Origin of the sequence: Rhodococcus sp. IEGM1339 (genome assembly GCF_050321925.1) — a bacterium.
Classification (GTDB): domain Bacteria; phylum Actinomycetota; class Actinomycetes; order Mycobacteriales; family Mycobacteriaceae; genus Rhodococcus; species Rhodococcus pyridinivorans.
In genome coordinates, this window is the sequence record NZ_JBNQFT010000019.1 from 1 (window position 1) to 13,960 (window position 13,960).

A 13,960-nucleotide genomic window follows, 5' to 3' on the forward strand; every position below is an offset into this window, starting at 1 on the left:
TCCTCAAATGGGCCGCGAAACGCGCGCACCACCAACACCATCCACAACCCACCCAGTCACCGATATGCACCATAGTGAGTCACTAACTTAACGGTATTGGGTTTAGATGAGGCCGCAGGCTAGCGAACCACTGCATCGCTTGGAGGTTCGGCAGATCTGGGACCACGTGGTCAATCGACTCTTGGTATTCCCGCTGACGCAGCTCCTCGGCTGCCTTTTCCAGTCCGTCGCGCCACTGGGAAATCAATCTCCTCCGGTACTCCTGGTCGGCCTGCTTGCCCTCTTCGGCCAAGCGTTCCAATTCTTGATTGTGCTGCGTCTCCGATAGTGCGACTGCGTTGGAGTGCTCCACCTCCAAACGTCTACTCTCGGTCCGCCACAGGATCAGCGGAGACAGCAGCGACGTCGCAGAGCCTGCCAGAGCACCGACTGCCGTACCGATGACGCCGGCCCACACGGGATCAACCATGAGTTGATGATCTAGTACGGTGCAGACACTGCAGCACGGGGGACTAGCCGTTACAGATGCCCCTTCACCCACGGGCGCTTCCGGACTGTGACCGGTTCCGCACAATGCGTCTTCGGTAATGGGTGGCCTATCCCGCGGACTTCCACCGATACTCGCCATCCGAACCGACACCGCAGACCATCGGCGTGCCCTTGACAGTTGCACCGAGCGCACCAGGTGATGAGCAGTAGGAACCAGGATGTACGGTTCCACTCGACTGCTGGTCCTGAGACGGCGGGGTGTATGCGGGGGCCGGAGGCGGCGTGTACTGCGTCGCCGGCGGCGGGGTGTACTCGGATGTCGGAGGCGGGGTGTACGCAGGAGTCTGAGGTTGATTTCGAGGCGTCCAGGGCGCGCCGCACAATGCATATCCCTCGGAGCCCATCATCTCGCGCCAGGCCGCATCACTACACGAGTACTCGAGGGAAAGGGTCGTCGTTGTGGCCGGTGCTGCCTCGGTCGTCGGCACATCTGACACGGTTGTTTCCACAGGAGAGGAAACGGTGCTCGGAACGACGGAAGTCGACGTGGTGGTCGTAGGTGCAGCCGAGGTCGTCGTGGTCGGAGCCACCGAACTGCTCGTCGTGGACACCACCGAGGAGGTTTCCGTCTTCGGTTCCTCGTCACCGACAGCGGCGCCGAGCGCCACGAGTCCGACGAGGCCGGCGCCGAGCGCCCACGGCCACTTGCGCCGCTTCGACCCACCTGCAGCAGGGGGATTGCCGCCCTGGCCGACAGCCCCGAACACCTGAGTGGGGTCGCCGCTGCCCCTGGGTCTGGTCTGGTTCGTCCACTGCTGACCGTCCCAGTAGCGATCGATGGACGGGTCGTAGGGGTCGGGATGCCAACCGGCAGGAGGATTCATGCTCGATCCGTTCTGAGGAATACGTTCCGCAGAACGTCGCCGGTACCGATCGGTGTGTTACACCGCCAATTCGGAAAACTCACCGAGGCAGGTGGGTGGGCGGGGCGTGCGAGCCGGGCCACACAGTGCCGACTTGTTAACCTGCATCGTGTTCAGAGTGATGTTCCACGAGCCGCGCATTCCCCCCAACACCGGCAATGCCATACGCATGGTCGCCGCGACCGGCGCGGAACTGCACCTGGTGGAACCCCTCGGTTTCGACCTGTCCGAGCCGAAGCTGCGCCGCGCAGGCCTGGACTACCACGATCTCGCGTCGGTCACCGTGCACAGCAGCCTCGAGGCGGCGTGGGCGGCGCTGGTCCCCGAGCGGGTGCTCGCGTTCACCGCGCACGGCACGTCGAGTTATGCGGAGATCGAGTACCGGGCCGGCGACGTGCTGCTGTTCGGACCCGAACCGACAGGGCTGTCGCCAGAGGTGCTCGCCGACCCGCACATCACCGAGCAGATCCGTATCCCCATGCTGCCCGGGCGGCGTTCGCTGAATCTGTCCAACGCCGCAGCCGTCGCCTGCTACGAGGCGTGGCGGCAGCACGGTTTCCCCGGAGGGGTTTAGGCGCCGCTCTCCACCGGACGACCCGAGCGGGCCCATCCGTCGGTGCCACCCGCGACGGACACGGCGTCGACACCGCGACCGGCGAGATACTGCGCGGCCTGCAGACTGCGGCCACCCACGGCACAGACGACGTAGACGGTGCCCTCGGTGGGGATCTCGTCGATCCGCGCGACGAACTCGCTGAGCGGGATGTTCGTGACGCCGGGCACGCGCACCTGGGCGTATTCGTCGCGTTCACGCACGTCGATGACGGTCGCCCCGTCGGTGAGCGCGGATTCGAGTGCGGCCAGGTCGACCTCACGCATCGCTGTCGGTCCTCTCGGTGTCGGGCGTCCCGGTGGTTCCGGACGAACGTCCCCGTCGGGTGATGAGCCGGATGACCAGGTAGAGGACACCTGCACACACGAACAGGAACGCCACCCACGGTAGCGCGGCGCCGATACCGACCACCGCTGCCCCCAGCGCGGCCCACAGGCTGTTCCATCCTGCGACCAGCCCGTCCCAGAAACTGTCCTGTTCGGAGGGAAGGCGGTCGGTGGTGATGTCGACGGTGAGCGTGGACAGTTCGATCCGGTCGCCCAGCTGCCGTCGCTGCGCCTCGAGGCTGTCGAGTTCGGCCTGTCGTTCGGCCAGCGCGGTCTCTGCAGCGATCAGCGCCTCGACGTCGGCCGACGACTCGAGCAGTGCCCGCAGGCGGTCCACCGAGGCCCGCAACGCACCCACCCGGGCTTCGAGGTCGGTGTACTGCATCGTCACGTCGTCGCGGGTGGTGCTCAGGCTGGTGACACGGCCGAGTGTGCGGATCTCGTCGACGACCTCGTCGAGCCGGTCGGCGGGCACCCGCACCGTGAGCACGCTGCTCGCCTCGGGTTGTTCGGTGAGCGAGTCGACGCGTCCACCGGCTTCCTCGACGACCGTCACGACCCGGCGGCCCGTCGCCACGGGATCGCCGGCATCCATCTCGAGGTAGCCGGTGACGACCTCCTTGCGGTCGGCCTCTTCGGGTTGCGACTCGCGGAGACCGCCGTCGACGATCGCCGGTGCCGAGATCGCAGGCGCGGACGCCGAGGAGCCCTCGCCTCCACCACCCTCGTCGCAGCCGGTGACGACCAGAGCGAACAGAGCCAACGAGACCGGCCACAGGCGTTTCACACTCGGCGATGTTAGCGAAAGTCGCGTGATCTGCTCGGCATTCGCAGATCCATGGCTTCGAGATGGTCGGCGAGGAGCGTGACCACGCCCTCGGCGTTCTGGAGCCGGCCGCGGACGAGCAGGGCGGGAGCCGTGTGGGCCACGGTCCGGTAGCGCGCCCACAGACCGACCGAGCACACCACGTTCACCATTCCGGTCTCGTCCTCGAGGTTGAGGAAGGTGACACCGGCGGCTGTTGCAGGTCGCTGCCGGTGTGTCACGGCCCCGCCGACGAGGATGCGCGTCCCGTCGGGGACCTGCCACAACTCCGCGGCCGGGATCACCCCGAGTTCGTCGAGCCGCTCGCGCAGAAACTGCGTCGGATAGCTGTCGGGCGAGATTCCCGTGGCCCAGACGTCGGCGGCGGCGAGTTCGAGAGCGCTCATCCCCGGCAGGGCCGGAGTCGGCACCGTCCCGATCCCGGGGAGCCGCCCCGGGCGTTGTGCCGCGGCCGGGGCCGCACCCCAGAGGGCTTCGCGGCGGGTGACGCCGAACGAGGAGAAAGCTCCTGCGGTGGCCAGCGCCTCGACCTGCGTGGTGGTGAGACCGACGCGGGCGGCGAGGTCGGCGGGCGAGGTGTACGGGCCGTGGGCACTGCGTTCGGTCACGATGCGTTCGGCGAGGTCGTCGCCGATGTGCCGCACCGTGGCCAGGCCGAGCCGGACCTCCTTTCCTTCGTTCTCGAGGGTGGCGTGCGCGAGACTCGCCGCGATGTCGGGGCCGTGGACGACCACACCATGACGGCGGGCATCGGCGACCAGCGATTGCGGCGAGTAGAAACCCATCGGCTGAGCACGCAGCAGGCCCGCACAGAACGCTGCGGGATGGTGCAGTTTGAACCATGCCGAATAGAACACCAGCGAGGCGAAGCTCTGCGAATGACTTTCGGGAAAACCGAAATTCGCGAAGGCGTAGAGCTTCTCGTAGATGCGGTCGGCGACGTCCCCCGTGATGCCGTGCAGGTCCCGCATGCCCTGATAGAGGCGTCCGCGCAGACGTTCCATCTTCTCCGTCGAGCGTTTCGATCCCATGGCGCGACGCAACCGGTCGGCCTCCGCCGCGGTGAATCCCGCGGCGTCGACGGCCATCTGCATGAGTTGCTCCTGGAAGAGCGGAACGCCGAGGGTGCGTTCGAGGGCCTTCTCGAGGCACGGATGGTCGTAGGTGACGGGTTCGAGACCGTTGCGCCGCCGGATGTAGGGGTGCACCGAACCGCCCTGGATGGGGCCGGGCCGGATGATGGCCACCTCGATGACCAGATCGTAGAAGCATCGCGGCTTCAACCGCGGCAGAGTGGCCATCTGCGCCCGCGACTCCACCTGGAAGACCCCCACCGAGTCGGCGCGGCACAACATCTCGTAGACCCCCGGCTCGGAGAGGTCGAGGTGCGCGAGATCGACTCGGATGCCTTCGTGTTCGTCGACGAGGTCGATCATGTAGTGCAGCGCGGAGAGCATGCCGAGGCCGAGCAGATCGAACTTCACGAGACCCGCTGCAGCACAGTCGTCCTTGTCCCACTGCAGAACGGTGCGTCCTTCCATTCGCGCCCATTCGACGGGGCACACGTCGGCGACGGGCCGGTCGCAGATCACCATGCCGCCCGAGTGGATGCCGAGATGCCTTGGGAGGCCTTCGATCTGTTCGGCGAGATCGAGAACCGTCTCCGGGATCCGTTCGTCGGTCTCTACCCGCACCCCACCCCACCGGCCGATCAGCTTGCTCCACGCGTCCTGCTGTCCCTGCGAGTATCCGAGAGCACGGGCCATGTCGCGGACGGCGGAACGACCGCGGTAGGTGATGACGTTCGCGACCTGCACCGCATTGATGCGGCCGTACTTGCGGTAGACGTACTGGATCGCCTCCTCGCGCCGGTCGGATTCGATGTCGAGGTCGATGTCGGGTGGGCCGTCGCGTTCGGGCGACAGGAAGCGTTCGAACAGCAGCTTGTTGCCGACGGGGTCGACGTTGGTGATGCCGATCGCGTAGCAGACCGCCGAGTTGGCGGCCGATCCTCGTCCCTGGCAGAGGATGTCGCTCCGCTTGCAGAAGTCGACGATGTCGTGGACGACGAGGAAGTATCCCGGGAATCCCAGCCGGCCGACGACGTCGAGTTCGTGTTCGATCTGCCGATAGGCGTCGGGGCGGCGCTCGACCGGACCGTAGCGGCGACGCGCCCCGTCGTAGGTGAGTTCGCGCAGCCAGGTGAACTCGGTGTGCCCGTCGGGAACATCGAAGGGCGGCAGTTTCGGGGCGACGAGACGCAGATCGAAGGCGCATTCACGACCGAGTTCGGCGGCATGGTGCACGACACCCGGAAAGGCCTCGAACAGCCGCGTCATCTCCTCCCCCGACCGCAGGTGCCCGCCTCCGGTCGGGGGGATCCGGCCGACGGCGTCGTCGAGGCTCTGCCGGTCGGAGATCGCCGCCACGGCCATCGCCAGACGTCGCCGATGGGGATGCGCGAAGTGCGCCGCCGTGCTCGCGATGCACGGAATGCCATGTCGCGCGGCAAGTTCGAAGAGGGCTGCGTTGCGTTCGTGGTCGTCGGGATATCCGTGACGGGTGAGTTCGACGGTCACGCGGTCGGCACCGAACCGGTCGACGAGATCGAGCAATGCTGCTTCGGCGGCGGGGATCCCGCCCGTGGTGAGCGCCTGTCGCAGGTGCCCCCGACGACAACCGGTGAGGATCTGCCAGTGCCCACCGGCGGCGTCGGTGAGCGCGTCGTAGTCGTACCTCGGGTTGTTCTTCTCCCCTCCTGCGAGGTGGGCGTCGGCGATCTGCCGCGACAGGCGTCGATAGCCCTCCTGACCGCGGGCGAGGACGAGCAGGTGCGCATCGTCGAGGCCCAGTTCGGCTCCGAAGACGGTGCGGATGCCGAGTTCGCGTGCGGCTTCGGCGAATCGCACCGCTCCGTACAGTCCGTCGTGGTCGGTCACCGCGAGGGCCTCGAGTCCGAGTCGTGCCGCCTCCTCGGCGAGTTCCTCCGGCGTGGAGGCACCGTCGAGGAAGCTGAACGCGGAGTGGGCGTGCAGTTCGGCGTAGGGCACGACCGGTCCTTCCGGACGTCGGACCCGCGCCTCGTACTCGGTGCGGGTGCGCGACCACGCCGGGCTGTCGCTCCCGTCGCCGGGATGTTCGGCATCGCGGCGGGAAATGCCGGGTCGTCCCGAGAGCACACGTTCCATCTCCGACCAGGTCGGCGGACCGTTTCCCCATCCCACTCCGGCACCTCCTCGACCGATCCAGTATCGCACATGTGTTCGAACGAGACGTTCGAACACATGTGCAGTTCTCGTCGCGACACGCCGGGAGTCGGCGACGAGAACTGCACGATCGACTGCAACCAGGGGGTTGCATCATGGGCCAGCAAGTGCAACCCTGGAGTTGCATTCCCATCGAAGGAGGCAATCATGACCGACGAACTCGACCGCATCGAACGCGACATCACCATCGACGCCCCCGTGGACCGGGTGTGGACACTCGTGGCCGAACCCGGCTGGTACATCAACGACAACGAGTGGACCGAGCACCGCCTCGAACACGACGGAGATCTCACCACCGTGCACGATCCGGTCCACGGCGCCTTCGTCTTCCGCACCGTGACCCTCGACGAACCGCACTACGCGGCCTTCCGCTGGCTCGCCGACCACACCGATCCCGACAGCCCGTCGACCCTCGTCGAGTTCCGGCTCACCGCCCTCGACACCGACACGACCGAATTACGCGTCACGGAAACCGGATTCGACTCCCTGCCCGGCGACGCGAGCGAACGCCGCACCCGCTTCGAGGAGAACTCCCGGGGCTGGACCACCGAACTGGAGATCGCCAAGCACCATCTCGAGAAGGGCGGAAGCGTTGCCCGACGCTGAGTTCTCCGCCGACCTGCATCCCGTCTTCGCGGCCCTGGCCGACGACACCCGGTGGCGCATCCTGCAGCGACTGGGCCGATCCCCGGCGTCGGCGTCCGGGCTCGCGGCCGAGTTCACGGTCTCCCGTCAGGCCATCGCCAAGCATCTGGCGGTGCTCGAACGGTGCGGTCTCGTGACCTCCGAGCGCGCCGGACGGGAGATCCGCTTCTCCGCCGTCGGATCGCGGCTGAGCGCGGTCGGGCGTGCGATCGACGCCGTGGGGGCAGGCTGGGACCGCCGCCTGTCCGCGATCAAGAAGGCGGCCGAACGGCCTCAGTAACCCGCGTTCGGATCGACCCGGGCGATCAACTCCTCACCCGCGGCGAACCGGCGCACGTTCTCCTCGAGGGTCGGCGCGAACGTCTGCGTCAGCCGGCTGCGCGTATTGGCGATGTGCGGTGTGATCACGGCGTTGTCGAGATCCCACAGCGGATGACCGTCGGGCAACGGTTCGGGATCGGTCACGTCGAGGACCGCCCCGGCGATCGCACCGTCCCCGAGCGCCTTCACCAGCGCGTCGGTGTCGACGAGGTTGCCCCGCGCGACGTTCACAAGCCACGCCGACCCGGGCATCGCCGCGAGCGCGGCGGCGTCGACGAGATGATCGGTCTCGGCGGTCGCGGGTGCGGCGACGACGAAGTGATCGGCCATCGACCACACCTCCGACGTGCGGTCGGCCGGCAGCGTGACCTTCGCGCCGTCGACGGGACGGCCCGAACGATTGACCGCGACGACGGACGCGCCGAGGGCGTGCAGGCGCGGGATCATCGCCCGGCCGATACCGCCGCATCCGACGATGGCCACGGTCGAGCCGTGGAGGGTCCGCACCCGCGGGTCGAGAACGTCCTTGGTCCACCGCTTCGCGGCAACCGAGGCGTGGAACTGCCGCAACCCCACGAGCAGCGCTCCCACCGCGTACTCGGCCACGTTGTCGGCGTACACACCGGACGCATTCGCCCACAGCCGCCGGTCGTCGATCACGCCCGCCCGGAAGAACGGTTCGATACCCGCGTAGGTGAGCTGCACCCAGCGCACCCGGTCGGGCAGATCCGGGAACTCCTCGGCGCTGCCGTCCCACACCAGGGCATCGGCCTCGTCCAGTTCGGAGAGGGTTCCACCGCCGGAGACGATCGCGGCGGCGAGGTGTTCGTCGTGGCCGGGTCCGAGATGAATACGCATGCCGCGACCCTAACCTCGAATCGTTCGCGGAGGGATGTCGAGAATCCGGAAGCGGCTCCGTCTCCTCCACGAACGCGGCCACAATGGGCCGTACCGCACGGAGGAGAACATCATGGCCAAGTACCTGCTGCTCAAGCATTACCGCGGCGCCCCGGCAGCGGTGAACGACGTACCCATGGATCAGTGGGAGCCGGACGAGGTGTCGGCCCACATCCGGTACATGCAGGATTTCGCCGCCCGTCTCGAGAGCACCGGCGAGTTCGTCGACGCGCAGGCGCTCTCCCCGGAGGGCACCTTCGTCCGTTACGACGGTGAGGGACGTCCCCCGGTCACCGACGGGCCGTTCCCGGAGACGAAGGATCTCATCGCCGGGTGGATGGTGATCGACGTCGACAGCTACGACCGGGCACTGGAGTTGGCCGCCGAACTGTCGGCCGCGCCGGGAGCCGGCGGGAAGCCGATCCACGAATGGCTCGAGGTGCGCCCGTTCATGTCCGAGCCGCCGACCGTCACGGAGTAGACGTGGACGAGGCTCTGCTGCGCACGCTCGTCCCCACCGTGATCGGCATCCTCGTCCGCCGCGGAGCGGATTTCGCAGCGGCCGAGGATGCCGTGCAGGACGCGCTCGTCGAAGCCCTGCGGGTGTGGCCGGAGGATCCGCCACGCGACCCGAAGGGCTGGCTGGTCGCGGTGGCGTGGCGCAGATTCCTCGACACCGTACGCGCCGACGCATCCCGCCGGCGCCGCGAGATCCTCGTCGACGCCGAGCCCCGGCCCGGTCCGGGCACACCGGTGGACGACACCCTCGCGTTGTACTTCCTGTGTGCCCACCCGTCGCTCACGCCCGGGTCGGCGGTCGCGCTGACCCTGCGGGCCGTCGGTGGGTTGACCACCCGGCAGATCGCGCAGGCCTATCTCGTCCCGGAAGCGACGATGGCCCAACGCATCAGCCGGGCCAAGCGCACGATCGCGGACGTCCGGCTGGATCGGCCGGGCGATGTCGCGACGGTGCTGCGGGTGCTCTATCTCGTGTTCAACGAGGGTTATTCGGGTGACGTCGACCTGGCCACCGAGGCCATCCGGCTCACGCGCCGGCTGGCAGCGGTGATCGACCACCCCGAGGTGTCGGGTCTGCTCGCGTTGATGCTGCTCCACCACGCCCGGCGAGCGGCGCGCATCCGGCCGGACGGCAGTCTCGTCCCCCTCGCCGAACAGGACCGCAGCCTGTGGGACACGCGCATGATCGCGGAGGGCGTGGAGATCCTGCAGGCCGCACTCGCCCGCGACAGGCTCGGCGAGTTCCAGGCACAGGCCGCCGTCGCCGCCCTTCACGCCGACGCACGCACTGCGGAGGAGACCGACTGGGTGCAGATCGTCGAGTGGTACGACGAGCTCCTGCGGTTCACCGACAACCCGGTGGCCCGCCTCAACCGCGCCGTCGCGGTCGGTGAGGCGGACGGACCGCAGGCCGGTCTCGCGGCGCTGGCCGAACTCGACCCCGGCTTGCCTCGGTACACGGCGGCCGCGGCATATCTCCACGAACGCGCCGGCGACACGGCCACGGCGGCCCGGCTCTACACGGAGGCCGCACACCTGGCGACCAGCGTCCCCGAGCGGGACCATCTCGTGCGGCAGGCGGCGCGCCTGCACAGCGTTTCCTGAGGGTCGCTCAGGGTTCTCCCCCACCATGAAATCCGGTGCCACGCCGGATGTGCCGAGAGTGCGGGAGAACGAGCATGGATGTCGTGAAACTCCTGGTGCGTCTGCTCGCCATACCCTTCGTGCTCTTCCTCGCGTTCGTGGCGGTCATCGGTGGCCTGGCCGTCCACGCGTGGACCACGCGCGCGATCGACACCACCGGACGCGTCGACTTCGACACCGCCCTGCGCATCCCTCCCGTCGAGTCGGGCACCGTCGACGCCGACGGCACACGCGTGTTCGACCTGACCATGCAGCGCGGCACGACCGACCTCGGGCACGGCCCCGACACCCGGACGTGGGGCATGAACGGCAGCTATCTCGGACCCACTCTCCGCGCCGTGCGCGGCGAGAACGTGCGGGTGAACGTCACGAACGAACTCGGCGAGACGAGCACGATGCACTGGCACGGCATGCACCTGCCCGCGGCGATGGACGGCGGACCGCACCAGCCGATCGAGCCGGGAACGACATGGTCGCCGTACTGGACCGTCGATCAGCCGGCCGCGACCCTCTGGTACCACCCGCACCTGCACGGTTCCACCGCCGCGCACGTGTACCGGGGCGTCGCGGGCATGTTCCTGATCGACGAGCCCGGCACGTCGCCGCTCCCCCACGACTACGGGGTCGACGACATCCCCCTCATCGTTCAGGACCGGAAGTTCGACGGCGACCAGCTCGACGACAGCAACGCGATCTTCGCCGACGTCGGCACGCTCGGCGACGAGATCCTCGTCAACGGCACACCGCGGCCGTTCCTGGACGTCGGCACCGAGACGGTCCGGCTCCGGGTGCTCAACGCGTCGAACGCGCGCGTCTACAACTTCTCGTTCGACACCGGGATGCCGTTCCTCCTCGTCGGCAGCGACGGTGGTCTGCTCGAGGAGCCGCGGGCCGTCCGCAGCCTCCAGCTGTCGCCGGGTGAGCGCGCCGAGATCGTCGTCCGGCCGGAAGCAGGTTCGAGCCACGTGCTGCGCAGCACCCCACCCGAGCTGAAGGCCGGCTTCTTCCAGGACCGCTTCTCCGGTGGTGACGATCGCCTGGACGTCCTCGAACTGCGGGCGGCACCCGTGCTCGGGTCGTCGGCCGCGATCCCGGAGAAGCTGACGACCCTCCCGGAGCTCGGGGAGCCGAGCAACACCCGCCGCATCGACCTGACGTCGTCGACGACCATCAACGATCGCGAGATGGACATGAGCCGGATCGACGAGGTGATCGTCGCCGGCACCACGGAACTGTGGGAGGTGACCAACGCCAGCGGCACGATCCACAACTTCCACATCCACGACGTGCAGTTCGAGATCCTCGGCATGACCGGGATGAGTCCCGACCATCCGTCCCTGGCGGGGCGCAAGGACACCGTCTTCATCCCGCCGGCGGCGACGGTGCGGCTGCTCGTTCCGTTCGGTAGCCACACCGATCCGGCGATGCCGTACATGTACCACTGTCACCTGCTCAAACACGAGGACGCCGGGATGATGGGGCAGTTCGTGGTGGTCGGCGCCGACGAGGTGCACGAGGTGACGCAGGTGGCCGGCACGGCCCACCATGCCCACGACGGCGGGTGAACCCGGTCACGTCCGGCAGGGCGGGGAATGGATCCCCGCCCACCCCTGTTGAGGAGTGTGGATCGGCGCGTCGCGTACGCCCCGGAGCCAATGAGAAACCGCCTTCGTGGAATACCGTCCGGCTGGAGCCACGTTGCGCACCGTGCCGTGAGGCATCCGGCGCGTCGGTCCACCTTCTTCCTCCCCTGATCTCGTGCCCGTTCCGGCCGAGCAGGGTAAAGCCCTCCCACTCCACGCCAGTACAGTTGCCGATCGTCACAATCGTCAGCGGAACCGGGAGTGGGCATGAGTCGCTGGGCCGAGATCGTCGTCACCAGGAGCCGATGGGTACTGGCGATCGTGCTGCTCGTCGTGCTCTTCGCCGGCGCCTGGGGCGTCGGGATCTTCGGCAAGCTGACCGGCACGGGCTACTACGACCCGAACAGCGAGGCCGTCGAGGTCGAGCAGATCATCTACGAGAACTTCGGGTCGCAGGCCGCGGACATCATCGCGCTCTACACCGCACCCGAGGGACGCACGGTCGACGACATCCGTCCCGACATCGAAAGAACCCTCGCCGAGTTCCAGGACGCCGTCCCCGCCGAGTCGATCCAGACCTACTGGACCGCTCCGCCGCCGATGAACCAACTGCTGCTGTCGACCGACCAACGCAGCGTGGCTGCCTCGATCACGCTCGGCGCGAACTCCGGGCTCACGGCCGCGAGCTTCCCCGAAGCCCTCGACCTGCTCGAGGTGCCCGGCGTGGAATCGCAGTTCGCCGGCAACACCGTGGTCGCGATCGAGTTCACCGACACCCTGGAGAGCGATCTCGTCCGGTCCGAGCTCATCGCGGTGCCCATCACGCTGGTGCTGCTGGTGTTCATCTTCGGCGGGGTGATCGCCGCCGCGGTCCCGGTCTTCGTGGGTGTGCTCGCGATCTTCTCGTCCCTCGCCACCCTGCGCCTGCTGTCGAATTTCACCGAGGTGTCGTCGTACGCGCTGAACATCACGTCGCTGATCGGTCTGGGCCTGGCGATCGACTACGGCCTGTTCATCGTCAGCCGCTACCGCGAGGAACTCGCGGCCGGTTCGGACGTCACCTCGGCGGTCAAGCGGACGATGTCCACCGCCGGTCACACCGTGATGTTCTCCGCTGCCCTGCTGATCTGCGCGTTCGCGGGCATGCTCGTCTTCCCGCAGACGGTGCTGCGGTCGCTCGGCCTCGGTGCCATGGCCGCCGTCCTCGGTGCCGCCGTCCTGTCGCTGACCGCGGTTCCCGCCCTGCTGACGATGCTCGGCCACCGCATCAACGCGTGGACCTGGGACCGTGAGACCTCCACCCGCGCCGAAGCGCGGGCACGTCGTTTCTGGGGTGGGGTCGTCCGCAAGGTCGTGCGCCGTCCCGCCCTGATCGCGGTGGTGATCACCGGCGGTCTCCTCGTACTCGCGTCGCCCCTGTTCGAAGCACGGTTCGGGGAGATCGAATACACCGCCCTGCCCGAGGACAGCCAGGCCCGCGCAGCCACCCAGACCTTGCTCGACGAGTTCCCGAGCACCGGCAACGGCGCCACGCTCGTCCTGCGTGGTGAGAACGGACAGGCCCCGGACAGCACTGCCGTGCGCACGGTGTCCACCGAGGTCGCCAAGGTCGACGGCATCTCGCAGACCGTCATCGTCGGGCAGGAGTCCGACGTGGTGGTCCTGCGAGGCCTCTACGCTCAGGGCGTGGACGGCACCGCACGGGCGAGCGAGATCACCGGCGAACTGCGCGCCCTGGACGTGCCGGACGGCACCGACCTGCTCGTCGGCGGCGGCCGGGCTCTCGTCGACGACGCCAACCAGGCCGTCTCGGATTCGCTCCCCTGGATGATCACGATCATGGTGCTCTCGACCCTGGTGCTGCTGTTCCTGGCATTCGGGTCGGTGGCACTGCCGATCAAGGCGGTGCTCATGGCGGCACTGAGTCTCGCCGCGACCTTCGGCGTGCTGACCTGGGTGTTCCAGCTGGGCCACGGTGCTTCGTGGCTGCACGTCGTTCCCGCGGCGATGGAGCCGACCTTCGTCGTCCTCATCCTCGCCGTGGTGTTCGGCCTGTCGACCGACTACGAGGTGTTCCTCATGTCGCGCATGATGGAGGCCCGCGCGGCCGGAGCGACGACGGTAGAAGCCGTCGAGTACGGCATTGCCCGCACCGGACGTGTCGTCACCGCCGCTGCACTGCTGCTGATCGTGGTCACCGGGGCCTTCACCATCTCCGGCCTGTCGATCATGCGGTTCCTCGGCGTCGGCATGATCGTCGCGCTGATCATCGACGCAACGATCGTGCGCATGCTGCTCGTGCCGTCACTGGTCAAGCTCATGGGCGAGGCCAACTGGTGGGCACCGGCGTGGATGAAGCGCGTGCACGCGAAGGTCGGACTGGGTCACTAGACCGCAGAGCGGCGGGAT

13 protein-coding genes and 1 pseudogene are annotated in these 13,960 nt (G+C 68.0%); 8 read left to right on the plus strand and 6 right to left on the minus strand.

What is annotated here, in order from left to right:
- Nucleotides 1-82: 82 nt before the first annotated feature.
- Nucleotides 83-469, minus strand: a complete 387-nt coding sequence (locus ACQR3U_RS16685) for a hypothetical protein (RefSeq protein WP_230810952.1) — start codon at nt 467-469, stop codon at nt 83-85.
- 542 nt (nt 470-1,011) lie between these two features.
- Here ACQR3U_RS16685 and ACQR3U_RS16690 point away from each other — a divergent pair.
- Nucleotides 1,012-1,260, plus strand: a complete 249-nt coding sequence (locus ACQR3U_RS16690; protein ID WP_230810953.1) for a hypothetical protein — start codon at nt 1,012-1,014, stop codon at nt 1,258-1,260.
- A gap of 14 nt (nt 1,261-1,274) precedes the next feature.
- Here the strand turns inward: ACQR3U_RS16690 and ACQR3U_RS16695 are convergent.
- A pseudogene (locus tag ACQR3U_RS16695) lies at nt 1,275-1,373 on the minus strand (DUF2510 domain-containing protein); the annotation flags it as partial.
- Between the two features lie 148 nt (nt 1,374-1,521).
- On the opposite strand from ACQR3U_RS16695, the gene ACQR3U_RS16700 reads away from it, so the two are divergent.
- Nucleotides 1,522-1,986, plus strand: coding sequence for a tRNA (cytidine(34)-2'-O)-methyltransferase (locus ACQR3U_RS16700; RefSeq protein WP_024101568.1), 465 nt, complete (start codon nt 1,522-1,524; stop codon nt 1,984-1,986).
- On the opposite strand, the gene ACQR3U_RS16705 is transcribed toward ACQR3U_RS16700, so the two are convergent.
- From ACQR3U_RS16705 to ACQR3U_RS16715, 3 genes are read right to left on the minus strand one after another with little or no spacing between them, the layout of a single operon-like run.
- Nucleotides 1,983-2,291 (minus strand): rhodanese-like domain-containing protein, encoded by a 309-nt coding sequence (locus ACQR3U_RS16705; protein ID WP_016692855.1) that lies wholly within the window; start codon nt 2,289-2,291, stop codon nt 1,983-1,985. The two genes, ACQR3U_RS16700 and ACQR3U_RS16705, sit on opposite strands and share 4 nt — an antisense overlap.
- Complete coding sequence (locus ACQR3U_RS16710) at nt 2,284-3,138, minus strand: DUF4349 domain-containing protein (RefSeq protein WP_006550104.1); 855 nt, start codon at nt 3,136-3,138, stop codon at nt 2,284-2,286. The genes ACQR3U_RS16705 and ACQR3U_RS16710 overlap by 8 nt, the downstream gene beginning before the upstream one ends.
- 11 nt (nt 3,139-3,149) lie before the next feature.
- Nucleotides 3,150-6,401 carry an error-prone DNA polymerase gene (locus tag ACQR3U_RS16715; protein WP_230810954.1) on the minus strand — a complete coding sequence of 1,084 codons (3,252 nt, stop codon included), beginning with the start codon at nt 6,399-6,401 and terminating at the stop codon, nt 3,150-3,152.
- A 189-nt stretch (nt 6,402-6,590) separates the two neighbouring features.
- Here ACQR3U_RS16715 and ACQR3U_RS16720 point away from each other — a divergent pair, with 189 nt between their 5' ends.
- On the plus strand, nt 6,591-7,049 hold the full coding sequence (locus ACQR3U_RS16720; RefSeq protein WP_230810955.1) for an ATPase: 459 nt from the start codon (nt 6,591-6,593) through the stop codon (nt 7,047-7,049).
- Nucleotides 7,036-7,368 carry an ArsR/SmtB family transcription factor gene (locus ACQR3U_RS16725; protein WP_006550100.1) on the plus strand — a complete coding sequence of 111 codons (333 nt, stop codon included), beginning with the start codon at nt 7,036-7,038 and terminating at the stop codon, nt 7,366-7,368. The genes ACQR3U_RS16720 and ACQR3U_RS16725 overlap by 14 nt, the downstream gene beginning before the upstream one ends.
- On the opposite strand, the gene ACQR3U_RS16730 is transcribed toward ACQR3U_RS16725, so the two are convergent.
- Nucleotides 7,362-8,267 carry a D-isomer specific 2-hydroxyacid dehydrogenase family protein gene (locus tag ACQR3U_RS16730; RefSeq protein WP_064063847.1) on the minus strand — a complete coding sequence of 302 codons (906 nt, stop codon included), beginning with the start codon at nt 8,265-8,267 and terminating at the stop codon, nt 7,362-7,364. The genes ACQR3U_RS16725 and ACQR3U_RS16730 overlap by 7 nt on opposite strands.
- Before the next feature lie 112 nt (nt 8,268-8,379).
- Between ACQR3U_RS16730 and ACQR3U_RS16735 the strand changes: the two genes are divergently transcribed.
- The 4 genes from ACQR3U_RS16735 (at nt 8,380) to ACQR3U_RS16750 (ending at nt 13,942) form a co-directional block, all read left to right on the plus strand.
- On the plus strand, nt 8,380-8,787 hold the full coding sequence (locus tag ACQR3U_RS16735; RefSeq protein ID WP_006550097.1) for a YciI family protein: 408 nt from the start codon (nt 8,380-8,382) through the stop codon (nt 8,785-8,787).
- 2 nt (nt 8,788-8,789) lie between these two features.
- On the plus strand, nt 8,790-9,929 hold the full coding sequence (locus ACQR3U_RS16740) for an RNA polymerase sigma factor (protein ID WP_006550096.1): 1,140 nt from the start codon (nt 8,790-8,792) through the stop codon (nt 9,927-9,929).
- 74 nt (nt 9,930-10,003) lie between these two features.
- Nucleotides 10,004-11,533, plus strand: coding sequence for a multicopper oxidase family protein (locus ACQR3U_RS16745; protein ID WP_230810956.1), 1,530 nt, complete (start codon nt 10,004-10,006; stop codon nt 11,531-11,533).
- 285 nt (nt 11,534-11,818) lie between these two features.
- Complete coding sequence (locus ACQR3U_RS16750) at nt 11,819-13,942, plus strand: MMPL family transporter (RefSeq protein WP_230810957.1); 2,124 nt, start codon at nt 11,819-11,821, stop codon at nt 13,940-13,942.
- The last annotated feature ends 18 nt before the right edge of the window (nt 13,943-13,960 follow it).

Excerpts from the sequence above, each read along its gene's own strand:
- ACQR3U_RS16730 (WP_064063847.1), bottom strand. The coding sequence starts at position 8,267 with ATGCGTATTCATCTCGGACCCGGCCACGACGAACACCTCGCCGCCGCG.
- ACQR3U_RS16745 (WP_230810956.1), top strand. The coding sequence starts at position 10,004 with ATGGATGTCGTGAAACTCCTGGTGCGTCTGCTCGCCATACCCTTCGTG.
- ACQR3U_RS16735 (WP_006550097.1), top strand. The coding sequence starts at position 8,380 with ATGGCCAAGTACCTGCTGCTCAAGCATTACCGCGGCGCCCCGGCAGCG.
- ACQR3U_RS16750 (WP_230810957.1), top strand. The coding sequence starts at position 11,819 with ATGAGTCGCTGGGCCGAGATCGTCGTCACCAGGAGCCGATGGGTACTG.
- ACQR3U_RS16705 (WP_016692855.1), bottom strand. The coding sequence starts at position 2,291 with ATGCGTGAGGTCGACCTGGCCGCACTCGAATCCGCGCTCACCGACGGG.
- ACQR3U_RS16720 (WP_230810955.1), top strand. The coding sequence starts at position 6,591 with ATGACCGACGAACTCGACCGCATCGAACGCGACATCACCATCGACGCC.
- ACQR3U_RS16685 (WP_230810952.1), bottom strand. The coding sequence starts at position 469 with ATGGTTGATCCCGTGTGGGCCGGCGTCATCGGTACGGCAGTCGGTGCT.